Consider the following 25,749-nt stretch of genomic DNA (forward strand, 5'->3'; position numbering starts at 1 on the left):
CTGCCCAACTTCACCGGGCAGAAAAAAGGAACCCATGCTGCCGCCAAACAGTTGTCGCACCACTACAACACGCAAAGCGGTTTACGTACGTTCCGTAAAGGAAATGCAAAGATCTAACTGAGAGTCATTATCATTAACGCTGTTTCGCGGCGTGTGCTGCGAGCCAGCTCATCCAGCCAATCCCTCCAGCGCCCTTGCGGGCTGCTCGCCCGGGACCCGCCAGTCGAGTTCTCATTTCCCGCCTTTCCGGAGAACCCCTCATGGCCTACATCAAGAGCCGCAAGCACGCCGTCGCGCGCCCGTCACCCCAACTCACTGGCGTCGCTGCAGCTGCGCTGATGGCATTCGCCCTGCCGGCTGCCGCACAAACGGCAGGCAACCCGACGCTGCAGGAAATTCGCGTGCGAGACTCCGCGGCCGCCAGCGACTACAAGGCCGACACGTCGGCCAACCCCAAATTCACCGCGCCGCTGGTCGACACGCCACAGACCATCCAGGTGCTGAAGGAGCAGATCCTGCGCGAGCAGGGCGCCACGACGCTGACCGAAGCGCTGCGCAACACGCCCGGTGCCGGTGCCTTCTACCTCGGTGAAAACGGCAACACGAGCACCGGCGACGCCATCTACCTGCGCGGCTTCGACACTTCCAGCAGCATCTTCGTCGACGGTATCCGCGACATCGGCTCGGTCTCGCGCGACACCTTCAATATCGAGCAGATCGAAGTCGTCAAAGGCCCGGCCGGCAGCGACACCGGACGCACTGCGCCCACCGGTTACATCAACCTGATCACCAAGAAGCCGACGCTGACCGACAGCTTCTTCGGCTCGGTCGGCTTCGGCAGCGACAGCTTCAAGCGCGGCACAATCGACTGGAACAAGGCGCTGAGCAGCCCGGGTGGTGCAGGCGCCGCCTTCAGACTCAATGCGTTCACCGAAGACGCCGACGTGTCAGGCCGCGATGTCGTGAAGAACAAGCGCTCGGGCATCGCGCCGTCGCTGGCACTGGGCCTCGGCACGCCGACACGCCTGTACTTCGACCTGGTCCACATCCAGCAGAACAATGTGCCTGACGGCGGCGTGTCCACGATCGGCCTGCCTGGCTACTCGACGCCCGACGCGACCACCGTGCGCGGTCGCCGGACCTTCTTGAACTCTGCTCAGCCGGTTAATTCGAGCAATTTCTACGGCACCTCGTCGGACTTCGACCACGTGACGCAGAACATGTTCACGGCCCGCGTGGAGCACGACCTCACGCCCGACATCACCTTGCGCAACACCTTCCGCTACGGCAAGACCGAGCAGGACTACCAGCTGACGTCGTTCATGGCGACCACCGCGAACCTGCTGACGCCCAATGCCACGGCCCCGCTGGGCTGGACCGTAGCTCGCAGCAATCCGACGAACAAGAATCAGGAGAACACCATCCTGACCAACCAGACCAACGTCAGCGCCAAGTTCGACACGGGAGGCGTCGGCCACACGCTGAACGCCGGCGTCGAGTTGATCCGCGAAGAGCAGGACACGCTCGGCTACTACGGACAAAACGTGGCGGTGTTCGGCTACCCCGGCATCCGCACCAGCGGTGCCTGGCCTGCCGCCAACCTGTACAACCCCAACCCGAACGTGCTCGGTTACCTGCGACTGCAGAACGGCGCCAACACCGAAGGCAAGACCACCACCGTCGGCGCCTACGTGTTCGACACGGCCAAGTTGAGCGAACGCTGGAGCCTGACCGGCGGCCTGCGCTTGGACCACTACGCGACCGACTATGCAGCGAATGCGCTGAACGCCACCACCGGCGTGCTCACACCGAGCGCGTTCTCGACCTCGGGCAAGCTCTGGACCGGCAAGCTCGGCGTCGTCTACAAGCCGACCGACAACAGCAGCATCTACGCGGCCTACGGCACCGGCGCGCAGCCACCGGGCGGCAACAACTTCGCACTGGCTGCCAGCGGGACCGGCAACAGCGCAAGCCGCACCGACTTCTTGCCGCAGAAAACCAAGACTTATGAGCTGGGCACCAAGTGGGAAGTGCTCCACAAGAAGCTGGCCTTGACGGCGGCCATCTACCGGACCGACGTGAGTAACGACGTGGTGCAAGACGCCGTCAGCGGCCTCTACTACCAGACCGGCAAGAAGCGCGTGCAGGGCATCGAGCTCGGCGCGGCCGGCGCGATCACCGACAACTGGGGCGTGAGCACCGGTTTCACGACGCAAGACACGAAGATCCTGAGCGGCCCCTCGGTGCTCGCAGACGGCGGCTCGGTGCTGGCGTACACGCCCAAGAATTCGTTCAGCGCATGGACGACCTACAAGCTTCCGTTCGGGCTGACAGTCGGCGCTGGTGCCCGCTTCAACGGCAAGCTTTCGCGCGGCACCGATGGCGCGCTGGGCACGCCTGCCTTTATCGACTCGTACTGGGTGTTCGACGCGATGGCTTCTTACCGCATCAACAAGAATATCGACCTGCAGTTCAACGTCTACAACCTGGCCGACAAAGACTATGTGGCTGCGATCAACAAGAGCGGTTACCGCTACACGCCGGGTGCGCCGCGCACCTATCGCATGACTGCGAACTTCGCTTTCTGATCCACGATCTTGTCGACTGCGGAGTGTCGCGCCGGCAGCGGTGCGACATTCCAGCCCCTGCCTTGCGGTCGGGGCTTTTTTCTTGTGAGGCTGCTTCAACATGATGCTGCATGTACCCGATGTGCTGACGTCCGATCAAGTCTGCGAACTTCGATCGGCCCTCGATGGTGCGGACTGGGGAGACGGTCGAGAAACCGTGGGCGAGCAGGGCGCCCGGGTCAAGCGCAATCGCCAGTTACCAGAGTATTCGGTGGTCGGTCGCCAACTCGCAAAGACGGTACTGATGGCGCTGTCGCGCAGCGCGCTGTTTCATTCGGCCGCACTGCCGCTTCGTTTCGTGCCACCGCTCTTCAATCGCTATGAGAGTGGCGAGCATTACGGCCTGCATGTCGATGGATCGGTCCGCTCGATTCCTGGCACGGGCGAGCAGTTGCGCACCGACCTGTCGTGCACGCTGTTCCTGAGCCATCCGGACGACTACGACGGTGGCGAACTCGAAGTCTTCGACAACTACGGCACGCATGAAGTGAAGCTGCCTGCGGGCGACCTCGTGCTGTACCCGTCGAGCAGTCTGCATCAGGTGCATCCCGTGACGCGCGGCGCGCGCGTCTGTTCTTTTTTCTGGCTGCAGAGCATGGTGCGCGACAACCATCAACGCGAGATGCTTTTTGGCCTGGATCAGAGCATTCAATCGTTGCGGACGCGACTCGGTGAGTCGGCTGAAACGGTCGCGCTGACGGGCCACTATCACAACCTGTTGAGGCTCTGGGCTGAGGTCTAGCTACGTCGCTCGGCTTCAAGATGCAATGTTGACACATGAATCAATGAAAAGTAATGTATTGACTTCATCGATGTCTGCTTTCTCGAACTCCGAACATGAAAATTGCAATTCTTGGTGGAGGTCATGGCGCCTACGCCGCCGCAGCGGACCTTTCTGAAGCGGGCCATGAAGTGCGGCTGTGGCGTCGCGACGCGGCCGCGCTCCATCCGGTTATTCGTGCCGGCGCGATCACGCTGAAGGATGCGGCTGGCGTGCGTGAGGTGCCGCTGGCGCTCGCGACCGCCGACATTGCCGCAGCCCTCGACGGCGCCAGGCTCGTCGTCATTCCCACGCCTGCCATCGCGCAATACGACATCGCGCTTGCCATGGCGCCGCATCTCGTTGATGGGCAGGTCGTCTTCCTTCCGCCGGGTACCTTCGGCAGCTACGTGATGGCGAGGCTGGTGAAGCAGTCGGGCAACCTGGCCGATGTCGCCTGGGCCGAGACCGGCACCTTGCCTTACCTCGCGCGCAAGCACGGCGAGCGTGAAGTCAATGTCACCGTCCGCGCCATACGCCTGCCGACCGGTGTCTACCCGGCGCGCAAGTCGGCCGAGGCGATAGAGGTGATCCGCGAAGCCTTTCCCGCCGTGCATGGCTGCGGCGATGCGTTGTCCGGTGCGCTCATGAACGCCGGCCCCGTCATCCATCCGCCGCTGATGGTGATGAACGCCGCGCCGCTGCAGCACTTCGAGCGCTGGGACATCCACAACGAAGGGACGCAGCCGGCAGTGCGCGCCGTGACCGATCAACTGGATCGCGAACGCATCGCAGTGCGCGAGGCCTTCAGCCAAGGTGCGCCGCACTATCCGCTGGCCGACCACTACGAAAACGATCGATGGATGTATGGCGATGCGCACAAGCAGCTGGTGAAGTCCGGCGACTGGCGCGAGAACATCGACTTGCACTCGCATCGGTACATCACCGAAGACACTGAACTCGGGCTCGCCTTCCTGGCCTCTGCCGCACGCTATGCCGGCGTGGACGCGCCGATCGCGCACGGCTTGCTGGCCATCGTCGGCGGCTTTCTCGGCCGCGATTTGCGGCAAGGTCCGCGCACATTCGAGAGCCTGGGACTGGCGGCGTTGAGCAAGGCAGAACTCGCGCAGAGGCTCCACCATGGCGAATGAGTCACTTGTCCCGTCGACACCGTCGACACCGCTGCCTCGCTTCGCCGCGGTCGGTGCCGGTCGCATGGGGCGCGGCATCGCGATCGCGTTCGCCTATGCAGGGCACCGGATCTCCCTGATCGATCTGCGCCAGCGCAGCGACGAAGCCTGGCGGCACCTCCGCGATGAAGCGAGTGCGGAGATCGAGGCGGCTCTCGCAGGACTCGCGCAACTCGGCGTCATCGATGCAGCGCAAATCCAGTCGATCGCCGCCCGCGTGGACTACGTGGACGCAGCCGCCGCACCTCGGGCATTGGCAGCCGCCGAACTGGTCTTCGAAGGCGTGCCCGAAACCATGGCGGCCAAGCGAGAGGCCTTCGAGCAGCTCAACCGTCATTGCCGCGACGACGCGATCCTGACCTCGACGACCAGCAGCATCCTGGTGACGCAGCTCGCCGCGCTGGTGCGACTGCCCGAGCGTTTCCTCAACATGCACTGGCTCAATCCGGCGTACGTGATCCCGGTCGTCGAACTCAGTTGCCATCCGGGCACCGACGCCGCGGTGCTGGCGCGCACCAAGGCGTTGATGGAAGAGATCGGCAAGCTGCCCGTCGTGTGCGGCGCATCGCCGGGCTACATCGTGCCGCGGTTGCAGGCGCTGGTGATGAACGAGGCAGCCCGCATGATCGAGGAGGGCGCCGCCACCGCCGAAGAGATCGACAAGGCGACGCGCTATGGCCTGGGCCTGCGCTTCGCCGCGATCGGCGTGGTCGAGTTCATCGACTTCGGCGGCTGCGACATCCTGCATCACGCGAGCCGCGAGATGTCGGCATCGCTGAGCAAGGAGCGCTACACCGCGCCGGCCATCGTCGATCGCATGGTCGAGGAAGGGCGGCTCGGCCTGAAGACCGGCAGCGGCTTCTACGACTATCAGGGCCGCGATGTCACCGCCTACCGGCGCGACGTGCTGGCTCGCACGCTCGGCGAGTTGCGGCACGCCGGACTCTGGCGCGCGGCGGCCGAAGAGACGCGCTCATGAAGGCCATTCGCATCCACGGCTTCGACGTAGTGCCGGTGCTGGAAGACGTAGCCGATCCTGTGCCACGACTAGGCCGCAGCATCGTGCGCATGCAGGCGGCCACTGTGGGCCACATCGACCGCACCGTGTGGCGCGGCAGCTTTCTGCGGCATCCGCCGTTCCCGTACACGCCGGGCGTGGAGGCCGCCGGCATCGTCGTCGCGAGCGAGCGTTACGCGGCGGGGCAGCGTGTGTGGTTGCGCGGCAGCGGCCTGGGCACGCTGTTCGACGGCACCTGGTGCGAGCAGATCGACGCCCCCGACGAAGCGCTGGGCCTCTTGCCCGATGCGATAACGATGGCGCTCGGCTCGGCTTTCTTTTCACCGACCACCTCGGCATGGGTCGCGCTGCACGAAGTCGCGAAGCTGCAGCCTGGCGAGCAGGTGCTGGTGACCGGCGCGAGCGGCGCGGTGGGCTCGCTCGTCATGCAACTGGCACGCGATGCCGGCTGCGACGCAACGGCGGTCGATCCGCTTGCCGATTCGCCTCCGCCCGCTAGCGCGGACCTGCTGGTCGACACCGTCGGCGGGAGTGTGCTGTCGTCGGTCTTGCCCTGCGTGCGCCCCGGTGGCCGCGCGGTGCTGATCGGCTACACCGCGGGCCCGACGCTGGCGCTCGACATCGCGCACTTCCTGCAGCGCGATGTAGCGCTGTTGCCGCTCAACATGTTCCGGCGCGAAGCGGCTGGGCGTGTCATGGTGCCGGAGCTGTTGGCACGCCTGGCCGATGGCCGTCTGCAGCTCGAGGTGCAGCCCTTCGCATTGGCCGATGCAGCATTGGCGCTCGACTGGATTGCGCAGCGCGGCCATCGTGGCCGCGCGGTGCTCGTTGCCTAGCAGTCCCTGACCTCGGTCGCTAGTCTTCTTCGGTCGGCTTGACCGGCACATGCACGTGCTGGTCGATCATCTGCCGCAAGGTGTGCTTCAGTTCTTCGGCACGCCGCAGGCCGAAGGGTTGGAGCACGCGCCGCTCGTGATCGCGTGCCAGTTCCATCAGGTGCTCGACCGCCTTCAGGCCCTTCTTCGTGATGCGCACCAGGGTGATGCGGCGATCACTTTCATGGGGCAGCCGCTCGACCTGTCCGCGCGATTCCATCCGGTCCAGCAGACGCGTCACCGTCGGCTGCTTGGTCACGGTCACTTGCGCGAGTTGGCCGATGCTGATCGGTTCGCTGCCCGCGAGCGATGCCATCACACGCCACTCGGAAATGGAAAATCCCTGCTGCCGCGCCACTTCGTGGAACTCCGACGAAATGAGCTGGGTGGCCTGCGCGAGCAATGCCGGCAAATAGTCGTCGACGAAGCGATGCGGTCCGGTGGTGTGCTCGACCGCCTTAGCCATGAGAGCGACCCACAGTCACCGTAGGCATGCTGCTTGCGTGCACAGGGTTATTCATGATTGTGGATACATTCATTTGTCAACATTATAGAAAGTGTGATGTGGCAAGCGAAACGCATCCTCCCACGACCGACAAGAAGAAAGCACCACGATGGCTGAGCGTTCATTCGTCGAAGAAGTCAAGAAGCTGAGGCTTTCCGGCGGAGACGTGTTCCGCGGTGAAGGCATTCTGGCCGTCACCAAGGCGTTGCTCGAATCCGGGGTTTCTTATGTGGCCGGCTACCAGGGCGCGCCGATCTCGCACCTGATGGACGTGCTCGCCGATGCGCAGGACATCCTGACCGAACACGGCATCCGCTTCGAGAACAGCGCGAGCGAGGCCACGGCAGCCGCCACGCTGGCTGCATCGGTCAACTACCCGCTGCGCGGCGCGGTCACTTTCAAGGCCACCGTGGGCACCAACGTGGCCTCCGATGCGCTGGCCAATCTCGCTTCCGGTGGCGTCACCGGCGGGGCTTTGATCATCGTGGGCGAGGACTACGGCGAAGGCTCGTCGATCATGCAGGAGCGTAGCCACGCCTTTGCCATGAAGTCGCAGATATGGCTGCTCGATCCGCGACCCAACCTGCCGAGCATCGTCGACGCGGTGAAGCAGGGCTTCGACCTTTCAGAAGCCAGCAACACGCCGGTGATGCTGCAGTTGCGCATCCGTGCCTGCCATGTGCACGGCCACTTCATCGCGGGCGACAACAAGCGCGCCAAGTTCACGCTGAAAGACGCGCTGGAGAATCCGCAGCGCGACGTCAGCCGCATCGTATTGCCGCCCGCGAGCTTCCTGCACGAGCAGGAAAAGATCAAGGAGCGTTGGCCCGCCGCGGTCCGCTTCATCGAAGAGCGCGAGCTCAACGAGTTCTTCTCGGAAGACGCCGACGACATCGGCATCATCGTGCAGGGTGGCAGCTACAACACGCTGCTCCGCGCGCTCGAACGACTCGGCCTGGCCGATGTCTATGGCAACACTCGGGTGCCGCTCTACGTGATGAACGTGGCCTATCCGGTGATCGAGAGCGAGGTCATCCGCTTTTGCGAAGGCAAGCGCGCGGTGCTGATCGTGGAGGAGGGCCAGCCCAACTTCGTCGAGCAGAACCTCGCGACCATCCTGCGCCAGGCTGGCTCGACCACGGCGCTGCACGGCAAGGACATGTTGCCGGTGGCGGGCGAATACACCTCTTCCGAATTGCTGAAAGGCGCGCGCAGTTTCTGCGAACGCTACGAACGGCTGGCGCCATTGCTGGCACCAGTCCAGGCGCGCAAGATCATTCCGTTGATGGAAGTCGCGGAGATCGGCGTCGACAACGCCCCCGAGCCGGCGTTGCCATCCAGCGCGCTGGGCGACGTGGTGCATGCGCGGCCACCGGGCTTTTGCACCGGCTGCCCCGAGCGCCCGATCTTCAGCGCGATGAAGCTGGTCGAGCGCGAACTCGGCGCGCACCATGTCAGCGCGGACATCGGCTGCCATCTCTTCTCGATCCTGCCGCCCTTCAACATCGGCAACACCACGATGGGCTACGGCCTGGGAGGCGCAGGCGCGTCGGCGCTGAATGCACCAGCCGGCAAGCGCGCCATTTCGATGATGGGCGACGGCGGTTTCTGGCACAACGGGCTGACGAGCGGCATCGCGAACGCGGTCTTCAACAAGAGCGACAACCTGACCGTCATCGTCGACAACAACTACACCTCTGCGACGGGCGGGCAGGACATCCTCTCGTCGCACGCCGTCAACAAGACGCGCAGCACCGGCCATGAGATCGAGCGTGCGGTGCGCGGCGTCGGCGTCGAGTGGGTCAAGACGCTGCGCCGCACCTACGACGTCGCCGGCATGCGCGATGCACTCAAAGATGCGCTCACCACCACGACGAAAGGCCCGAAGGTCTTGATCGCGCAGTCGGAGTGCATGCTCAACAAGCAGCGCCGCGAAAAGCCGCTGGTGCGCAAGGCGATAGCCGATGGCAAGCGCATGGTGCGCGACAAGTTCGGCGTGGATTCGGACACCTGCACCGGCGACCATTCGTGCATTCGCCTGTCGGGCTGCCCGTCGCTGTCGATCAAGCCGAATCCCGATCCGTTGCGCACCGACCCGGTCGCGACCGTGCTCGAAACCTGCGTGGGCTGCGGCGTGTGCGGCGAGGTGTCGCATGCCGCCGTGCTGTGCCCATCGTTCTACAAGGCACAAGTGATCAGCAACCCGAACCGCTGGGACCGCATGCGCGAACGCGTGCGTGCCGGTGTGATCGGCTTGCTGCAACGCGGTGAAGCCAAGCGCCGTGAAGCGTATGCGTTCTAAGCGATGACTCAACCAATAAAGATCGCGATATTGGCCATGGGCGGCGAAGGCGGCGGCGTGCTGGCCGACTGGATCGTCGACATGGGCGAGGCCAACGGCTACGTCGCGCAGACGACCTCGGTGCCGGGCGTGGCGCAGCGCACCGGCGCGACCATCTACTACGTCGAGCTCTACCCGACCGCACAGGCTGAAGCGGACGGCGGCCGACCGGTGCTGGCGCTGATGCCGCTGCCCGGCGATGTCGACGTGGTGCTGGCGTCGGAATTGATGGAAGCCGGGCGCGCGGTGCAGCGCGGCCTCGTCACCAACGACCGCACCACGCTCATCGCATCCACGCACCGCGTCTATTCCATCGCCGAAAAGAGCGCGCTCGGTGATGGCCGGGTCGACAGTGCACAGTTGTTGGCGCACACGGCAAAGGCCGCGATGCGCTTCATCCGGTTCGACATGGCCCAGGCGGCAGAAGCGTCGGGCAGCGTCATCAGTGCCGTGCTCTTCGGCGCACTGGCGGGGTCGGGCGTGCTTCCCTTCAGTCGCGCGCAGTTCGAATCGACCATCGAGCGCGGCGGCGTCGGCGTGAAGCCGAGTCTCAAGGCCTTTGGCGCTGCTTTTACCCGTGCGCAGGCGGGCGACGATGGCGAAGCGCCTGTTGAGGCCGTCGTTCCCACGCCCGTCCCGCAGCCGCGGCATCCGGCCGTGCGTGCACTGGTCGAACGCGTGCAGCGCGACTTCCCCGCGGCGGCGCACGACCTCCTGCTCGAAGGGGTGCGCCGCTCCATCGACTACCAGGACTTGAACTACGCCGGCTTGTACCTCGACCGGATGGCATCCATCGCTGCGCTGCCCGCAAGCGCCGGGCAACGGCTGCTGCGCGAGACCGCTCGCCATTTGGCGCTGTGGATGTCTTACGAAGACACCGCCCGTGTCGCCGCGTTGAAGACCCGCGCGACGCGTTTCGATCGGGTGCGTGGCGAGGTGCGCGTGCATGTAGACCAGGTAATGACGATCAACGAGTACATGCATCCGCGCATGCAGGAAATCTGCGAGACGCTGCCCGGCGGCCTCGGTCGCTGGCTCATGGCCTCCACGATGCCGAAGAAGTTGGTCGAGCGCTTCACGCAGCATGGCCGAGTGATCCAGACCAGCTCGCTGCACGGCTACCTGATGCTGCGCACCGTGGCCGGCATGAAGCGCTGGCGCCGCTCGACCATGCGCTACGCCGAGGAAAACCGGCGCATCGAAGAATGGCTGCAACGCATTGCCACTACTGCGCAGCGGAATCTGGAACTCGCTGTCGAAATCGCCCAGTGCCAGCGACTGGTCAAGGGCTACAGCGACACGCATGAACGCGGCGTCCGCAACTACGACACCTTGATGCGCTCGGTCGAGCGTGCGGGTGCGATGCTGGCGCCTGCGACCTTGCGCGAGCTGCGCGATGCGGCGCTCGCAGACGAACATGGCCACAAGCTGCAGGCGGCGCTGATGCGGCATGCGCTAGGCTGAAGAGACACCACATGACCACTTCGGCAGTACCCACCGCCACGCTCGAGCTTCGCGTTGCCGAAGCGCGAGAACTCAATCCGCTGATCCGGCTGCTGCGTTTGCGGCGCGACGACGGCAGGGCATTGCCCGGCTTCGCTGCCGGCGCACACATCCGCGTGCAGGTGTCGTTGCCCGACGGCAAGACCGACTGGCGCCACTATTCGTTGATCAACTTCGCGACCGAGCGCAACGCTACCGTGGCCCCGGCGGAGTACGTGATCGCCGTACGCAAGGAGGCCGATGGCCGCGGCGGCTCGCGCTTCATGCACGAGCGACTGAAACAGGGCGACACGCTCGCCATCGAAGCACCGAAGAATGACTTTCCGCTGCACACCGGTCCGGGCGGTTCGGTGCTGGTGGCCGGCGGCATCGGTGTGACACCGCTCGCGACCATGGCCGCGCGCCGCCGGGCCGAGGGCGCAGAAGTTCGAATGCACTACGCCGGCCGCAGCCGCGACCACATGGCCTTCCTGCCTGAGCTGCAAGCGCTTCTGGGCGACGACCTGCATGTGCATGCCGACGCCGAAGCCGGTACGCCGCTGGACATCGAGGCGCTGCTGAACGACGTGTCGACCGGCGATCGTCTCTACGTTTGCGGCCCCAAGGTAATGCTCGACGCCGTGCTCGCCCATACGCAGGCGCGCGGCTGGGAACACGACCGCGTGCATTTCGAGCTCTTCACCGAAACCGTGATGGAGGAGGGGGATCAACCCTTCGAAGTGGAACTCGCGCAATCGGGCCAGCGCTTCACCGTCGCGGCCGACCAGACACTGCTCGACTGCCTGATCGACAACGGCTGCGATCCGATGTTCGACTGCAAGCGCGGCGAATGCGGCGTGTGCGTCGTGCAGGTGATCGAAGGGGAAATCGACCATCGCGACTACGTGCTGACCGCCCGCGAGAAGGCGCAGGGAGATGTCATGCAGATGTGCATCTCGCGCGCCAAGGGTGCGCGCCTGGTGATCGATCTTTGAAGGAGTGATGCGAGCCATGCAGACTTCAACACGACACGCGACCTCGTACCGCGACAACCCCGACGCCATCCGCGCGCTGGTGCGCAACGACCAGGTGCATCGCGACCTCTACACCAGCCAGGAATTGTTCGAACTGGAGCAGGAGCACTTTTTCGCCAACACCTGGAACTACGTGGGCCACGAGAGCCAGTTGCTCAAGTCGGGCGACTGGATCACCAACGAAATCGCCGGCCGGCCGTTGATCGTCGTGCGCCATACCGATGGCAGCGTGCGCGCCATGATGAACCGCTGCGCCCACAAAGGCTCGCGACTGGTGAGCGCGCCGTGCGGCAACACCGGCAAGTTCTTCCGCTGCCCGTACCACGCCTGGACCTTCAAGACAGACGGCGCCTTGCTCGCCATCCCACTGAAGGCCGGTTATGAAAATACGGCCCTGCATGAGTGCGAATCGGCCAGGGGCCTCACCACGCTGAAGCATGTGCGCACGCATCGCGGCTTCATCTTCGTGAAGATCAACGATGCCGGGCCGGACTTCGACGAATACTTCGGCGACTCGCTGAGTTCCATCGACAACATGGCCGACCGCTCGCCCGAAGGTGAGCTGGAAATAGCGGGCGGGTGCCTGCGCTTCATGCACCAGTGCAACTGGAAAATGTTCGTCGAGAACCTCAACGACACGATGCATCCGATGGTCGCGCACGAGTCTTCGGCCGGCACCGCCAAGCGCATGTGGGCCGACCAGCCTGCCGACGCGCCCAAGCCCATGGCCGTCGAGCAATTCGTGCCCTTCATGTCGGACTACAAGTTCTTCGACGACATGGGTATCCGCACCTACGACAACGGCCACAGCTTTACGGGCGTGCACTTCAGCATCCACAGCAAGTACGCGGCGATTTCCGAGTACGACGATGCGATGAAGGCGCGCTACGGCGCAGAAAAGACGGCGCAGATCCTCGGCATGGCACGGCACAACACCGTGTACTACCCGAACCTCACGATCAAGGGCGCGATCCAGTCGATACGGGTGATCAAGCCGATCGCCGTCGACAAGACGCTGGTGGAAAGTTGGACCTTTCGCCTCAAAGGTGCGCCGCCCGAACTGCTGCAGCGTACGACGATGTACAACCGCCTCATCAACTCGCCGTTTTCCGTCGTCGGGCACGACGACCTTCAGGCCTATCGCGGGATGCAAGCCGGCCTGCATGCCAGTGGCAACGAGTGGGTCAGCCTGCATCGCGGCTACGACGCGTCGGAGTTGAAGGGCGGCGAGATCACCACGGGTGGCACGAGTGAATTGCCGATGCGCAACCAGTACAGAAGCTGGGTAGAACGTATGACGGAGACCATGTAATGGCCAACGAGACTGAAATCACTCGCCAGGACCTGATCGACTTCGTCGTGAACGAAGCGCATCTGCTCGACACGCGTCGCTACGAAGAGTGGAACGCGCTCTTCACCGACGACGCCTTCTACTGGGTGCCGCTGGTGCCCGACCAGGAAGACGGCATCAACCACACCTCGCACATGTACGAAGACAAGCTGTTGCGCGACTTGAGGATCGAGCGCCTCAAGAGCCCGCGCGCGTTCTCGCAACAGCCGCGCAGCCGCTGCCACCACTTGCTCCAAGTGCCAGTGATCGAGCAATTCGACGCAGATGCGGGCCGCTTCGTGGTGCGCACCGAGTTCCATTACACCGAGTCGCAGGGCGACGAGCTTCAGTTCTACGTGGGCACCTTCTTTCATCATCTGACCGTGCACGAAGGCGCCTTGCGCATCACGCAGAAGCGCGTCAACCTGCTCAACTGCGACGCGGCATTGCCGGCGGTGCAGCTCTTCATATGAGTACGGTGTGACGAGCAAGCTATGACTAGCACGGTTCACGATGTCTTTTCGGCGACGGCGGCACGCACGCCCGGTGCGGCGTTCCTGTTCACCGAGTCGGTCACAGCAGAGGCCTATGGCATCGAGGCCGGTCCGATCACATGGGGCAAAGCCGCCGCAGAAGTCGAGCGTCTGCGTACGGCCTATGCCGCAGCCGGCTACGGCCACGGTCATCGCATCGGCTTGCTGCTAGAGAACCGACCGGCCTTCCTGTTCCATTGGTTCGCGCTCAATGCCTTGGGTGCGAGCGTGGTGCCCATCAACGCCGACATGCGCTCGGCCGAGCTGAGCTACCTGATCGGCCACAGCGAGATCGGCCTCGCCGTGACGCTGCCCGAACGTGCCGCAGACCTGCAGGCCGCCGCCTCACTGGCCGACGTGGCCTTCGAGACGATGGGCGCCGACGACGCGATGCCCACCGCCAAAACCGCCGCACCGCGTGCTGCCGAGCCGATCGGCGCCGACACCGAGTGCGCGCTGCTCTACACCTCGGGCACCACCGGTCGCCCCAAGGGCTGCATCCTGAGCAACGCCTACTTCGTGAATGCGGGCGAGTGGTACGCCGCGCTCGACGGTGTCTGCAGCGTGCGCCGCGACACCGAACGCGTGATGACGCCGCTGCCGCTGACGCACATGAACGCGATGGCCTGCTCCACGATGGTGGTGCTGGTCGCAGGCGGTTGCCTGGTGCAACTCGACCGCTTCCATCCAAAAAGCTGGCTTCAAAGCGCATGCGAGAGTGGTGCAACCATCGTCCATTACCTCGGCGTGATGCCCGCGATGCTGCTGTCGGCGCCGCCATCGCCCGCCGACCGTGACCACGCGATCCGTTGGGGTTTCGGCGCCGGTGTCGACCGCAAGAACCACGCACCGTTCGAAGTGCGCTTCGGCTTCCCGCTGGTCGAGGCATGGGCCATGACCGAGACCGGCGTCGCCGCCTGCATCATGGCCCACCGCGAGCCGCGACTCGTCGGCGAAAGCTGCTTCGGCCGACAAGAGTCGTTCGTCGAAATCAAGCTCGTGGACGAGCAGGACAACGACGCCGCGGTCGGCACCCCAGGCGAACTGCTTGTCCGCTCGTCCGGCGCCGATCCGCACCGCGCCTTCTTCTCCGGCTACCTCAAAGACGAGAAAGCCACCAACGAAGCCTGGGCCGGCGGCTGGTTCCACACCGGCGACCTGGTTCGGCGCGATGCAGAAGGCAACTTCTTCTTCGTCGACCGCAAGAAGAACGTGATCCGTCGCAGCGGCGAGAACATCTCGGCCGCCGAGGTCGAGAGCGTGCTCAACCAGCACCCCGCCGTCAAATCCTCCGCCGTCGCAGCGACCCCCGACGCCGTACGCGGAGACGAAGTGCTCGCCTGCATCGTGTTGCGACAAGACGCCGACCAGACCGCCAAACAACAGATTGCCGAGAGCATCGTCGACCATGCCTTGGCCCAACTCGCGTACTACAAGGCACCGGGCTACATCGCCTTCATCGACGCCTTGCCACTCACGCCGTCACAGAAGATTCAGCGGGGGGAACTGCGGGCTTTGGCTCTGACCTTGCCGTCTCAAGCGAACTGCATCGATACACGTTCGATGAAGAAGCGGCAGGGCTGAATGAACATGCATTCGTTTATTCGCTGCGTCGTTGTACTGAGGCGGCACTACACAGCCTCACCCGTGCCGAGGGCGCTGGGTGGTCCCCGCAGCGAAGTAAAGGAGGAGGCGAAGCCGGGGGACATGAGCGGAGGGGACTACCCAGTGGCCTCGGCACGAGCCAACGAACGCACCCGAGCCCGGACCCACTGAAATGGCAATAACAAAAAAACGCCGTCAGTCCTACGAAGGCGTAGCCGTGGCCGTCCCCGTCACGGTCCCCTACGAGCGCTACTCCACCCGCACCGCCCACTGGTTCCTGGGCCGCGCAGTCGATGCATTGGTCCAGTCCAGTGGCATCAAGAAACAACAGATCGACGGTTTCTGCGTCAGCAGTTTTTCATTGGCGCCGGACACCGCTGTCGGCCTCACCCAGCACCTCGGCCTCTCGCCGCGTTGGCTCGACCACGTGCCAACAGGCGGCGCATCCGGCGTGATGTGCCTGCGTCGCGCCGCCCGAGCCGTGCAGTCCGGCGATGCCGACATCGTGGCCTGCGTGGCCGGCGACACCAACCATGTCGATTCCTTCCGCCAGACCCTCGGCGCCTTCAGCAACTTCTCGCGCGACGCGACCTATCCGTATGGCGCGGGCGGCCCCAACTCGGTGTTCGCCTTCATCACCGCCAACTACATGCGCACCTTCGGCGCCACGCGCGAAGACTTCGGCCGCATCGCCGTCGACCAGCGAACCAACGCGCTGAAGAATCCGCATGCGATGTTCAAGAAGCCGCTCACGCTCGAGGCTTACATGGCGGCGCGCCCGATCTCCGACCCGATCCATCTGTTCGACTGCGTCATGCCCTGTGCCGGCGGCGAAGCATTCCTCGTCATGAGCGAGGAGCGGGCACGCGACCTCGGCCTGCCGCACGCGCTGGTGCACGGCGCCATCGAGCGTCACAACGCGTATGCCGACGATCCGATCATGGTGCGCGGCGGCTGGCGCATGGACCGCGACGATCTCTATGCGCAGGCCGCGGTGAAACCATCGGACATCGACTTCGTGCAGACCTACGACGACTACCCGGTGATCGTGATGATGCAGTTCGAGGACCTCGGGTTTTGCGAGAAGGGCGAGGGCCCTGCCTTCACGCGCGCGAACACGATGACGCACGACGGCAGCTTTCCCAACAACACCAGCGGCGGGCAACTGTCGGCTGGCCAGGCCGGTGCGGCGGGCGGGTTTCTCGGCATGACAGAGGCGATTCGCCAGCTCACCGGCGACGCGGGCGACCGCGCCGTGTCCGATGCGCAGTGGGGCCTGGTGGCGGGTTTCGGCATGGTCACCTACGACCGGTGCCTGTGCACCGGTGCCGTGATCCTCGGGCGTGGGGAAGGCCGCTCATGACGATGCCCTTCATCCACCCGCCGCGCAAGAACCCGGTGCTACGCACTCGGCAGATGAACCTGCCGCCGTGGGCACGCGGCCGCGTCGCGCTCGGCATCACGGCCGCTGCCGCAGAGGGCCGGTTCGAACTGCAGGTCTGCGACGACTGCGGCACGGTGCAATACCCGCCGCGCGAGGTCTGCCACAAGTGCCTGTCGGTCAGCCTGCGCTGGCGCGAACAAAGCGGGGAAGGCGCGCTGCTCGCCACCACCACGCTGCACCACAGCAACGACCTGTACTTCCGCGAGCGGCTGCCCTGGCGGCTGGGCCTGGTGCATCTCGATGCCGGTCCGACGCTGATGGTTCACCTGCACGGTGAAGTCGCAGAAGTTGGCGAGAGCGGCGACAGGGACAAAGCCTCGACCCGCGTGCGCGTGGGCGCCCGACTCGACCGCGCGGGGCAGGCCGTGCTCATTGGTTTTCCGAACGAAGGAAGTGCTCATATGGCCGACGACAAGATGCTGCGAGAAATGACCAGCGACCCCAAATTCCGCAAGGTGCTGGTGACCGACGGCAAGACCGAAGTCGGCCAGGCGCTGGTGCGCGCGCTGGTCAAGGCCGGTGCCGACGTCGTCTGGGTCGGTCATGCCGAGCCGTGGAAGAAGCTGGGCGGGCTGGACGACATCTCCGCGCTGCCGCAAGTCACGCTGGTGCCGCTCGACCTGACCAACGGCCGTGCCGTGACCGAGCTGGCCGCAGAGATCGGCGGCAAGGTCGACATCGTGATCAATAACGCCGAGGTGCATCGCGCCTTCGGCATCGGTGCACGCCGCGGTACCGACGCGGCCAAGGCCGAGATGGACATCAACTACTTCGGCCTGCTGCGGCTGGCGCAGGAGTTCGGCCCGGCGCTCAAGGGGCGCGCGGCCGACGGGCAGACCGGTGCGACCGCGTGGGTCAACCTGCTGTCGGTCTATGCGCTCAGCAACTTTCCGCCGCACGGCACCTTCAGCGCTTCGAAGGCGGCGGCCCTGTCTCTGTCGCAGTGCCTGCGCGCCGAAATGCGGCCGGCCGGCATTCGCGTGATCAACGTGTTCCCCGGTCCGATCGACGACGACTGGAACCAGCAGATGCCCGCACCCAAGCTGGCCCCCGACACGCTGGCCAACGCCATCGTGAAAGCGCTGCGCGATGGTGTGGAAGACATTTACCCCGGCGACGTCGCGCAAGAGTGGCTCGAACGCTGGCGCGACAACCCCAAGATCCTCGAGCGCGAGCTGGCCGCGGGCGGCAGCTGAAAGCAGGAGCAGAGCCAACATGACAAGCACGACCGAACTGATGTCCGCCGCCGAAATCCTCGGCGGCCTGGTGAGCGCGATGAGCACCGGCCGCATCCGCGTGATCGACCTCACGCAGACGCTCACACCCGAGTTTCCGCAGATCGCGCTGCCGCCCGAAATGGGCCAGTGCTGGCCCTTTCGCATCGAGGAAGTGTCCAAGTACGACGAGCGCGGCCCGGCCTGGTACTGGAACAACTTTTCTTGCGGCGAGCACACCGGCACGCACTTCGATGCACCGATCCACTGGATCTCCGGGCGCGACCTGCCCAACAACTCGGTCGACACGATTCCGGTGCAGAACTTCGTTGCACCCGCCTGCGTGATCGACTGCTCGACCGACGTGCAGTCGAACGACGACTACCTGTTGAGCGTCGCCGACATCGAGCGCTACGAAGCCGCACACGGCCGCATTCCAAAGGGCGCGTGGGTGCTGATGCGCACCGACTGGTCCAAGCGGGCCGACCCCGAGGCCTACCAGAACTTCGACGAAACCGGCCAGCACACACCCGGCCCGAGCACCGAAGCCGTGCGCTTCCTCGTGGAGCAGCGCGACGTGCTGGGCTTCGGCTCGGAAGCCATCGGCACCGATGCCGGGCAGGGCTACCACTTGCGTCCACCGTACCCGTGTCACTACTACATGCACGGAGCCGGGCGCTACGGTCTGCAGTGCCTTTGCAACCTCGACCTGTTGCCGCCGGCCGGCGCGGTGCTGATCTGTCCGCCGCTCAAGATCGAGAAGGGCAGCGGCAGTCCGTTGCGCGTGCTTGCCTTGATTGGGGTTGGCTCGTGAGCGCAGCGCCGCGCAAGGTCGCCGCAGTCACCGGCGGCAGCGCCGGCATCGGCCAGGCGATCTGCGAAGACCTGCTGGGCAAGAGCTACGAGGTGGTGTCGTTGTCGCGCCGCAAGGCGAGCATCGACCATCCGCGCATGCACAGCATCGAGGTCGACTTGGGCGACAGGGCTGCAACCGCCGAGGCCGCGGCCGAACTCGTGCGCCGCTTCGAAGTCGATACGGTGGTCCACAACGCCGGTGTGATTCGCCCTGCGTTGCTCGCCGACGTCAAGCTGGTCGATCTCGATGCGCTGACCGAACTGCACCTCGGCTGTGCGATTCAACTGCTGCAGGCCGCATTGCCGCGCATGCGTGAACAGCACTTCGGCCGCGTCGTCCTGATGTCGTCGCGCGCCGCGGTCGGCCTCGCGACCCGCACTGCGTATTCGGCGACCAAGGCCGGCATGCTGGGCATGGCGCGCACTTGGGCGCTCGAACTCGCGGCCGACGGCATCACGGTGAACGTGGTGGCGCCGGGCCCGATTCGCACCGACATGTTCTACGACGTGGTGGAAGAAGGCAGCGACAAGGAGCGCGCACTGGCCGCGTCGGTGCCTGTCAAGCGGTTGGGCGAGTCGGCCGACGTCGCGCGGGCCGTGAGTTTCTTCGTCGACCCGGCCAATGGATTCGTCACCGGCCAGGTGCTGTACGTTTGCGGCGGCACCAGTGTCGGCAGCCTTGCCTTGTGATGTCTACAGAGACATTTACCGTGCCTTCGACTTCGACTTTTCTTTCGAGCAACGCGCGTTGCACCGTTTCTTGCTCTGTTCAGTTTCTTCTCAACCTGGAGTTCTTTTCCATGCCCAGCAAACCTCTCAAGTCACACAAGTCCCTGACGGCGCTCGCCCTCTTCGCGGCCATCGCAACGTTCGCGGCGCCCGTGCTGGCGCAGGTGAAGATCGGCGTCGTGACATCTTCGACCGGACCGACCGCGCTGGTCGGTATTTCGCAAAAGAACACGGTGCCGCTGCTGCCAACCAAGATCGGTGACCTCACCGTCGAGTACATCTCGCGCGACGACGCCAGCGACTCCACCAATTCGGTGACCGAGATCAAGAAGCTCATCAGCGAGTCGAACATCGACGCGCTCATCGGCCCGAGCGGTTCGCCCAACGCGATGGGCGTGATCCAGTTCATCGCCGACGCCGGCGTGCCGATGCTGGCGCCGGTCGGTACGGCGGCGGTCGTGTTGCCGATGACCGATGCCAAGAGGTGGGTCTTCAAGACCACGCAGAACGACGACATCATCGCCAAGGCGCTGGTCGGCCAGATGGTCAAGATGAAAATCAAGACCCTCGGCGTCATCGCGCTCAACGACCCGTACGGCGAGAACTGGGTCAAGGTGATGGGCGAACTCGCTGCCAAGAACGACATCAAGATCGTCGCGACCGAACGCTTCCTGCGCACCGACACCTCCGTCACCGCGCAGAGCCTGAAGGTGCTCGCCGCTGCCCCGGATGCGGTGCTGATCGCCGCCGCCGGCGGCCCGACGGTGTTGCCGCAGACCACGCTATTCGACCAGGGCTACAAGGGCCAGATCTTCCAGACGCACGGCGCTGCGCTGCCCGACTTCTTGCGCCTCGGCGGCAAGAAGGTCGAAGGCACGATCCTGGCCGCCAGCCTGATGCTGGTGCTGCCCGAGATCGCCGACAGCAACCCGTCCAAGAAGATGGCCATCGACTACATCGCGGCCTACGAAAAGCTCAATGGCAGCAAGCCCGCCACCTTTGGCGCCAACGTCTACGACGCCGGCCTGCTGCTGCAAAAGGCGATACCCATCGCTGCGCAAAAGGCCAAGCCCGGCACCAAGGAGTTCCGTGCGGCACTGCGCGACGCGCTGGAGCAGACCAAGGAGCTGGTCGCGACGCAGGGCGTGTACACGATGACGGCGGCCGATCACAGCGGCTTCGACGATCGCGGCCGCGAGCTGATCACTGTCAAGGATGGCAACTGGAAGCTGCTGAAGTAAGCAGCGCAGGCGAAGAAAGAGCAAAGCGCGTCACCGCATGAATCTCCAGATTGCAGTTCTCCTGGGCCAGGACGGCATCACCAACGGCGCCATCTATGCGCTGCTGGCCTTGTCGATCGTGCTGGTCTTTACCGTGACGCGCGTGCTTCTGATTCCGCAAGGCGAGTTCGTCGCCTACGGCGCATTGACCATGGCGGCCATCCAGGCTGGCCAGCCCAGCGCGGTGGCGTGGCTGGTGACGCTGCTGTTCGCGGCTTCGGCCGCGGTCGACGTGGCGCTGCTGCTGATGCGCAGCGAGCGCGCCGTGCCGCTGCGCTGGATGTTCGCGGGCAAGCTGCTCTATCCGTTGCTGATGCTGCTGGCGGTCTACAAGCTTCCGCTCGCCACGATGGCGATGCCGCTGCAGATTGCGTTGACCCTGGCCTTGCTGGTGCCGCTCGGTCCGCTGCTGTATCGGCTGGTGTTCCAGCCGATCGCCGATGCGCCGGCACTGGTGCTGCTGATCGTGTCGATCGCGCTGCATGTGTCGATGGTGGGCGTCGGCCTGCTGGTCTTCGGGCCTGGCGGTGCGAGCACCACGCCGCTGGTCGACGCGATCATCGAGGTCGGTGGCGTTCGCATCAAGGCGCAGACGCTGTGCGTGATCGCGGTCGCGCTGTTGCTGATCGGCGCGCTCTACCTGATGTTCGGCCGCACCTTGTATGGCAAGGCGCTGCGCGCCGCGGCGATGAACCGCATGGGCGCGCGGCTCATGGGCATCTCGCCGGTGTTCGCCGGCAAGGCCACTTTTTCCCTGGCCGTGCTGATCGGCGCGATGTCGGGCGTGCTCATCGCGCCGATGACCACCATCTACTACGACTCGGGTTTCATCATCAGCCTGAAGGGATTTATCGGCTCGATCATCGGTGGGCTCGTGAGCTATCCGATCGCGGCCATCGGTGCGGTGGTCGTCGGGCTGATCGAAGCTTTCTCGGCCTTCTATGCCAGCACCTACAAGGAGATCATCGTCTTCACGCTGATCATCCCGGTGCTGCTGTGGCTGTCGCTCACCAGCAAGCACGTGGAGGACGAGGAATGAGCGCTAAAAGCTCATTCATCGGACTCGGCATCTTCGTGCTGCTGCTCGTCGTCGCGCCGCTGGTGGTGCCGCCGTTCTATGTCACGCTGCTCAACTACATCGGCCTCTACGGGTTGGTCGCGTTGGGTCTCATGCTTCTGACCGGCGTCGGCGGCCTCACCAGCTTCGGGCAGGCCGCGTTCGTCGGTATTGGCGCCTACACGACGGCTGCGCTATCGACCGGCGTGATCCCGGTGCCGGAGACGTTCACCTGGGCCCAGCACTCGCCGTGGATCGCGCTGGTCGCCGGCCTGTTGCTGACGCTGGCGGTCGCGCTGGTGCTGGGCGCGCTCACACTGCGGCTGTCGGGCCACTACCTGCCGCTCGGCACCATCGCATGGGGCCTGAGCCTCTACTACCTGTTCGGCACCTTCGATCGACTGGGCGGACAAACCGGCCTGCCGGGCATCCCGCCGATCTCGCTGTTCGGGGTCAAGCTGGAAAGCGCCAACCAGATGTACTACCTCATCTGGGCCTTCGTGCTGGTGGCGGCGTTGACCACGCAGAACCTGCTCGACTCGCGCCAGGGCCGCGCCATCCGTGCGCTCAAGGGGGGAGTGGTGATGGCCGAGGCGATGGGCGTGAACACGGCGCGCTCGCGCATGGTGATCTTCGTCATCGCCGCGCTGCAAGCTTGTGCGTCGGGCTGGCTGTATGCGCACCTGCAACGCTTCGTCAATCCGTCGCCATTCAGCCTGCAGTACGGCATCGACTACCTGTTCATGGCGGTGGTGGGTGGTGCCGGCCAGGTGTGGGGCGCGTTCCTCGGAGCTGGCGTCATCATCGTGTCGAAGCAATGGCTGCAGGACATCTTGCCGAGCCTGCTGGGCCGCAGCGGCAACTTCGAGATGATCGTCTTCGGCGCGCTGCTGATCCTGCTGCTGCAGCGTTCGCGATCGGGACTCTGGGGCCTGGTCACACGCTGCATGACGAAGCTGCTGCCCAAGTCGAAAGCCGGGCGCATACGCAGCGTGTCGCTGACAGCCGAGCCGCTACCGCGCCGGCCGATGCCACCCCGTGGCGAGGTCGTGCTCCAGGCCAGGGCGGTCACGCGTCGCTTCGGCGGACTCATTGCCAACGACGCCATGGACCTCACGGTGCATGCCGGCGAAATCCTCGCGCTCATCGGCCCCAACGGCGCGGGCAAGAGCACGATGTTCAACCAGCTGTCGGGCGTGGACACGCCGACGTCGGGCCAGGTCATGTTTCGCGGACAGTCGATCGCCGGCCGCGGCTCGCGTGCCATCGCCAAGCTGGGCCTGAGCCGCAGCTTTCAGCATGTGCGGTTGATGACCGAGATGAGCGTGCTGGAAAACGTGGCCATCGGCGCCCACCTGCGCGGCAAGCGCGGCGTGCTGGCGGCAGCGTGGCGGCTCGACCGGATCGAAGAGGCGCGCCTGATGGCCGAGGCTGCGCACCAAGTCGAGCGTGTCGGCTTGAAGGACCACATGTTCGACGAGGCAGGTTCGCTCGCCTTGGGCCAGCAGCGCACGCTGGAGATTGCCCGCGCACTCGCCAGCGACCCGAGCCTGCTGTTGCTCGACGAGCCCGCCGCCGGCCTGCGCCATCGCGAGAAGGAAGCGCTGGGCGACTTGCTGCGCAAGCTGCGCGGGGAGGGCATGGCGATCCTGCTGGTCGAGCACGACATGGACTTCGTGATGGGCTTGGTCGATCGCGTGGTGGTGATGGACTTCGGCCAGAAGATCGCAGAGGGCTTGCCCGACGAGGTGCAGAAGAATCCGGCGGTGCTCGAGGCTTACCTGGGCGGGGTCGAAGCATGACAGCCAACGTGCTCCAAGTGCGCGACCTGACCGTCTCTTACGGCAAGGTCGATGCACTGGTCAAAGCCAACATCGAGGTCGGCACCGGCCGCATCGTGACGGTGATCGGCCCCAACGGCGCCGGTAAGACCACGCTGCTTTCTGCCGTGATGGGCGTGCTGCCGTCGCGCGGCGAGATCGTGCTCGACGGCACCGTGCACCACTCTCCGCAGGTCGAGCAGATGGTGCGCGCCGGCATGACGCTGGTGCCTGAAAAGCGCGAGCTCTTCGCCGGCATGAGCGTGCAGGACAACCTCGCGCTGGGCGCTTTCGACCGGCATCGCCGTGGCCTGCGCGACAGTGCGGAAACGCTGACGGAAATCTACGGTCTGTTCCCGCGCCTGCAGGAGCGGCGAGAGCAGCTGGCCGGCACGCTGTCGGGCGGCGAGCGCCAGATGCTCGCGATCGGCCGCGCCCTCATGGCCAAACCACGACTGCTGATGCTGGACGAGCCCAGCCTCGGCCTCGCGCCGCTGATCGTGCGCGAGATTTTTCGCATCATCGCGGCGCTGCGTGGGCGCGGTGTCTCGATCCTGTTGGTGGAGCAGAACGCACGTGCCGCGCTGCAGGTCGCCGACTACGCCTATGTGCTGGAAACCGGCGCCATCAGCATGCACGGCCCGGCCGCCGAACTGGCGCAAGACCCGCGTGTCGTCGAGGCCTACCTTGGCCTCGCCGGCAAGCACCAGGACCAGCTTTCCCGATGAAAGCGCCGTACTGACATCCATGCTTCGAATTCGACGCCAAGACACGCCGATATTGTTGACACCTCAATGTTTCGAACTTCATATTCATCTGAAAGGGCACCCATGACACCGTTCAAAAGCATGACCCGCACTGCCGTCGCACTCGGCATCGCCATGGGACTCTCGGCCGCCGCGATGGCCGCCGACCTCAAGATCGGCTTCATCAGTTCGCTCTCCGGCCCGGTGTCCGCACTCGGCATCCCGTATGAAAAAGGCATCCGCGCTGCCATCGCCGAAAGTCCGATGCTGGCCGGCCACAAGGTCGAGCTCATCGTGCTCGACGATGCATCGGACCCGACGACGGCCGGCCGCAATGCGCGCAAGCTGGTGGTCGAAGACAAGGTCGACGTGCTCATCGGCACTTCCGGCGTGCCCGGTGCCATGGCCATCGCCGCGGTCGCGAAAGAACTCAACGTGCCGCTGATCTCGCCGACCCCGGTCACGATCGCCGGTGGCGCCGACACCTGGACCGTGACGGTGTCGCAATCTTTCCCGCTGATGGTCTCGGCGGTGGTCGAGCGCATGCAGAAGGCAGGCGTGAAAACGGTTGCATACATCGGTTTTTCCGACGCGCTCGGTGACCTGGCCTACGACTCGCTGAAGACGAGCACCGACGCCGCCGGCATCAAGATCGTCGCCAACGAACGCTATGCGCGCGCCGACGCATCGGTCACCGGCCAGATCCTCAAGATCACCGCGCTGCGCCCCGACGCGGTGTTCGCCGGCAACTCCGGCACCCCCGGCGCGCTGCCGTACCTGGCACTCGCAGAGCGCGGCTATAAAGGTCAGCTCTACGGCACCCACGGCCTCATCAACGCCGACTTCGTGCGGGTGGGTGGCGCCTCCATAGAAGGTCTGCAAGTGCCGAGCGGCCCCGTGCTGGTGGCCGACCAGATCGCCGCCGACAACCCGATTCGTGCCGTGTCGATGAACTTCCGCGCCGCCTACCAAAAGGTCAACGGCGCGCCACCCAACGACGCCTTTTCGTCGTACACCTACGACTCGTACCTGCTGCTCGGCGATGCAGCCAAGCGCACCAAGGGCGAGCCGGGCACACCGGCTTACCGCACGGCATTGCGCGACGCGATCATGAGCACGAAGGAGCTGGTCGGCACGCACGGCGTCTACAACTTCAAGCCGGACGACCGTTACGGCTCCGACAAGCGTGGCGTGGTCATGGTGAAGATGCAAAAGGGTCAGTGGAAGCTGGCTCCTTGAGATGAAGACCGGCGCTCGTTCTCGTTGTTTGGTGGTGCGTCTGTGGCGCACGGGGTGGGATCGCG

The 25,749-nt window shown here is 65.0% G+C and carries 21 protein-coding genes; 20 read left to right on the top strand and 1 reads right to left on the bottom strand.

The features are described from left to right. The first annotated feature begins 260 nt into the window (after positions 1-260). The 5 genes from QN397_RS08935 to QN397_RS08955 all read left to right on the top strand — a co-directional run bounded on the left by QN397_RS08935 (position 261) and on the right by QN397_RS08955 (position 6,431). A complete protein-coding gene (locus QN397_RS08935) occupies positions 261-2,588 on the top strand; it encodes a catecholate siderophore receptor Fiu (RefSeq protein WP_323500715.1) in 2,328 nt (775 codons plus the stop codon). Between the two features lie 100 nt (positions 2,589-2,688). After that, entirely contained in the window at positions 2,689-3,369 is a 681-nt protein-coding gene (locus QN397_RS08940) for a Fe2+-dependent dioxygenase (protein WP_323500716.1), read from the top strand. A 95-nt stretch (positions 3,370-3,464) separates the two neighbouring features. Then, positions 3,465-4,538, top strand: coding sequence for an NAD/NADP octopine/nopaline dehydrogenase family protein (locus QN397_RS08945; protein ID WP_323500717.1), 1,074 nt, complete (start codon positions 3,465-3,467; stop codon positions 4,536-4,538). After that, positions 4,528-5,556, top strand: coding sequence for a 3-hydroxybutyryl-CoA dehydrogenase (locus tag QN397_RS08950; RefSeq protein ID WP_323500718.1), 1,029 nt, complete (start codon positions 4,528-4,530; stop codon positions 5,554-5,556). Before QN397_RS08945 ends, QN397_RS08950 begins: the two co-directional genes overlap by 11 nt. Beyond that, positions 5,553-6,431 carry a zinc-binding alcohol dehydrogenase family protein gene (locus tag QN397_RS08955; RefSeq protein WP_323500719.1) on the top strand — a complete coding sequence of 293 codons (879 nt, stop codon included), beginning with the start codon at positions 5,553-5,555 and terminating at the stop codon, positions 6,429-6,431. Before QN397_RS08950 ends, QN397_RS08955 begins: the two co-directional genes overlap by 4 nt. A 19-nt stretch (positions 6,432-6,450) precedes the next feature. Here the strand turns inward: QN397_RS08955 and QN397_RS08960 are convergent, their stop codons facing one another. After that, a complete protein-coding gene (locus QN397_RS08960) occupies positions 6,451-6,936 on the bottom strand; it encodes a MarR family transcriptional regulator (protein ID WP_323500720.1) in 486 nt (161 codons plus the stop codon). A 148-nt stretch (positions 6,937-7,084) separates the two neighbouring features. Here QN397_RS08960 and QN397_RS08965 point away from each other — a divergent pair, with 148 nt between their 5' ends. The 15 genes from QN397_RS08965 (at position 7,085) to QN397_RS09035 (ending at position 25,684) form a co-directional block, all read left to right on the top strand. Then, positions 7,085-9,277, top strand: coding sequence for an indolepyruvate ferredoxin oxidoreductase subunit alpha (locus tag QN397_RS08965; protein ID WP_323500721.1), 2,193 nt, complete (start codon positions 7,085-7,087; stop codon positions 9,275-9,277). A 3-nt stretch (positions 9,278-9,280) separates the two neighbouring features. Next, complete coding sequence (locus QN397_RS08970; RefSeq protein WP_323500722.1) at positions 9,281-10,780, top strand: indolepyruvate oxidoreductase subunit beta family protein; 1,500 nt, start codon at positions 9,281-9,283, stop codon at positions 10,778-10,780. 11 nt (positions 10,781-10,791) lie between these two features. After that, positions 10,792-11,793, top strand: coding sequence for a PDR/VanB family oxidoreductase (locus QN397_RS08975; protein WP_323500723.1), 1,002 nt, complete (start codon positions 10,792-10,794; stop codon positions 11,791-11,793). 16 nt (positions 11,794-11,809) lie between these two features. Continuing rightward, complete coding sequence (locus tag QN397_RS08980) at positions 11,810-13,144, top strand: aromatic ring-hydroxylating dioxygenase subunit alpha (protein WP_323500724.1); 1,335 nt, start codon at positions 11,810-11,812, stop codon at positions 13,142-13,144. Continuing rightward, positions 13,144-13,635 (top strand): aromatic-ring-hydroxylating dioxygenase subunit beta, encoded by a 492-nt coding sequence (locus QN397_RS08985; RefSeq protein ID WP_323500725.1) that lies wholly within the window; start codon positions 13,144-13,146, stop codon positions 13,633-13,635. Before QN397_RS08980 ends, QN397_RS08985 begins: the two co-directional genes overlap by 1 nt. Positions 13,636-13,656: 21 nt before the next feature. Continuing rightward, on the top strand, positions 13,657-15,279 hold the full coding sequence (locus QN397_RS08990; protein ID WP_323500726.1) for an AMP-binding protein: 1,623 nt from the start codon (positions 13,657-13,659) through the stop codon (positions 15,277-15,279). Between the two features lie 193 nt (positions 15,280-15,472). Next, a complete protein-coding gene (locus QN397_RS08995; RefSeq protein WP_323496028.1) occupies positions 15,473-16,663 on the top strand; it encodes a thiolase family protein in 1,191 nt (396 codons plus the stop codon). Next, positions 16,660-17,940 carry an SDR family NAD(P)-dependent oxidoreductase gene (locus QN397_RS09000; RefSeq protein WP_323496027.1) on the top strand — a complete coding sequence of 427 codons (1,281 nt, stop codon included), beginning with the start codon at positions 16,660-16,662 and terminating at the stop codon, positions 17,938-17,940. Before QN397_RS08995 ends, QN397_RS09000 begins: the two co-directional genes overlap by 4 nt. Positions 17,941-17,959: 19 nt before the next feature. After that, on the top strand, positions 17,960-18,772 hold the full coding sequence (locus QN397_RS09005) for a cyclase family protein (protein WP_323500727.1): 813 nt from the start codon (positions 17,960-17,962) through the stop codon (positions 18,770-18,772). Next, positions 18,769-19,503, top strand: coding sequence for an SDR family NAD(P)-dependent oxidoreductase (locus QN397_RS09010; RefSeq protein ID WP_323500728.1), 735 nt, complete (start codon positions 18,769-18,771; stop codon positions 19,501-19,503). The genes QN397_RS09005 and QN397_RS09010 overlap by 4 nt, the downstream gene beginning before the upstream one ends. A gap of 110 nt (positions 19,504-19,613) precedes the next feature. Continuing rightward, positions 19,614-20,783, top strand: coding sequence for an ABC transporter substrate-binding protein (locus QN397_RS09015; RefSeq protein ID WP_323500729.1), 1,170 nt, complete (start codon positions 19,614-19,616; stop codon positions 20,781-20,783). Between the two features lie 37 nt (positions 20,784-20,820). Further along, positions 20,821-21,861 (top strand): branched-chain amino acid ABC transporter permease, encoded by a 1,041-nt coding sequence (locus QN397_RS09020; RefSeq protein ID WP_323500730.1) that lies wholly within the window; start codon positions 20,821-20,823, stop codon positions 21,859-21,861. Then, positions 21,858-23,681 carry a branched-chain amino acid ABC transporter ATP-binding protein/permease gene (locus QN397_RS09025; RefSeq protein ID WP_323500731.1) on the top strand — a complete coding sequence of 608 codons (1,824 nt, stop codon included), beginning with the start codon at positions 21,858-21,860 and terminating at the stop codon, positions 23,679-23,681. Before QN397_RS09020 ends, QN397_RS09025 begins: the two co-directional genes overlap by 4 nt. Beyond that, a complete protein-coding gene (locus QN397_RS09030; protein WP_323500732.1) occupies positions 23,678-24,427 on the top strand; it encodes an ABC transporter ATP-binding protein in 750 nt (249 codons plus the stop codon). The genes QN397_RS09025 and QN397_RS09030 overlap by 4 nt, the downstream gene beginning before the upstream one ends. A 120-nt stretch (positions 24,428-24,547) precedes the next feature. Further along, complete coding sequence (locus QN397_RS09035; RefSeq protein WP_416352154.1) at positions 24,548-25,684, top strand: ABC transporter substrate-binding protein; 1,137 nt, start codon at positions 24,548-24,550, stop codon at positions 25,682-25,684. Positions 25,685-25,749 lie beyond the last annotated feature (65 nt).

The sequence above is a fragment of the Variovorax sp. RTB1 genome (assembly GCF_035018765.1).
In the GTDB taxonomy this organism is placed as follows: domain Bacteria; phylum Pseudomonadota; class Gammaproteobacteria; order Burkholderiales; family Burkholderiaceae_C; genus Variovorax.

Excerpts from the sequence above, each read along its gene's own strand:
- QN397_RS08935 (WP_323500715.1), top strand. The coding sequence starts at position 261 with ATGGCCTACATCAAGAGCCGCAAGCACGCCGTCGCGCGCCCGTCACCC.
- QN397_RS08940 (WP_323500716.1), top strand. The coding sequence starts at position 2,689 with ATGATGCTGCATGTACCCGATGTGCTGACGTCCGATCAAGTCTGCGAA.
- QN397_RS08945 (WP_323500717.1), top strand. The coding sequence starts at position 3,465 with ATGAAAATTGCAATTCTTGGTGGAGGTCATGGCGCCTACGCCGCCGCA.
- QN397_RS08950 (WP_323500718.1), top strand. The coding sequence starts at position 4,528 with ATGGCGAATGAGTCACTTGTCCCGTCGACACCGTCGACACCGCTGCCT.
- QN397_RS08955 (WP_323500719.1), top strand. The coding sequence starts at position 5,553 with ATGAAGGCCATTCGCATCCACGGCTTCGACGTAGTGCCGGTGCTGGAA.
- QN397_RS08960 (WP_323500720.1), bottom strand. The coding sequence starts at position 6,936 with ATGGCTAAGGCGGTCGAGCACACCACCGGACCGCATCGCTTCGTCGAC.
- QN397_RS08965 (WP_323500721.1), top strand. The coding sequence starts at position 7,085 with ATGGCTGAGCGTTCATTCGTCGAAGAAGTCAAGAAGCTGAGGCTTTCC.
- QN397_RS08970 (WP_323500722.1), top strand. The coding sequence starts at position 9,281 with ATGACTCAACCAATAAAGATCGCGATATTGGCCATGGGCGGCGAAGGC.
- QN397_RS08975 (WP_323500723.1), top strand. The coding sequence starts at position 10,792 with ATGACCACTTCGGCAGTACCCACCGCCACGCTCGAGCTTCGCGTTGCC.
- QN397_RS08980 (WP_323500724.1), top strand. The coding sequence starts at position 11,810 with ATGCAGACTTCAACACGACACGCGACCTCGTACCGCGACAACCCCGAC.
- QN397_RS08985 (WP_323500725.1), top strand. The coding sequence starts at position 13,144 with ATGGCCAACGAGACTGAAATCACTCGCCAGGACCTGATCGACTTCGTC.
- QN397_RS08990 (WP_323500726.1), top strand. The coding sequence starts at position 13,657 with ATGACTAGCACGGTTCACGATGTCTTTTCGGCGACGGCGGCACGCACG.
- QN397_RS08995 (WP_323496028.1), top strand. The coding sequence starts at position 15,473 with ATGGCAATAACAAAAAAACGCCGTCAGTCCTACGAAGGCGTAGCCGTG.
- QN397_RS09000 (WP_323496027.1), top strand. The coding sequence starts at position 16,660 with ATGACGATGCCCTTCATCCACCCGCCGCGCAAGAACCCGGTGCTACGC.
- QN397_RS09005 (WP_323500727.1), top strand. The coding sequence starts at position 17,960 with ATGACAAGCACGACCGAACTGATGTCCGCCGCCGAAATCCTCGGCGGC.
- QN397_RS09015 (WP_323500729.1), top strand. The coding sequence starts at position 19,614 with ATGCCCAGCAAACCTCTCAAGTCACACAAGTCCCTGACGGCGCTCGCC.
- QN397_RS09020 (WP_323500730.1), top strand. The coding sequence starts at position 20,821 with ATGAATCTCCAGATTGCAGTTCTCCTGGGCCAGGACGGCATCACCAAC.
- QN397_RS09025 (WP_323500731.1), top strand. The coding sequence starts at position 21,858 with ATGAGCGCTAAAAGCTCATTCATCGGACTCGGCATCTTCGTGCTGCTG.
- QN397_RS09030 (WP_323500732.1), top strand. The coding sequence starts at position 23,678 with ATGACAGCCAACGTGCTCCAAGTGCGCGACCTGACCGTCTCTTACGGC.
- QN397_RS09035 (WP_416352154.1), top strand. The coding sequence starts at position 24,548 with ATGACCCGCACTGCCGTCGCACTCGGCATCGCCATGGGACTCTCGGCC.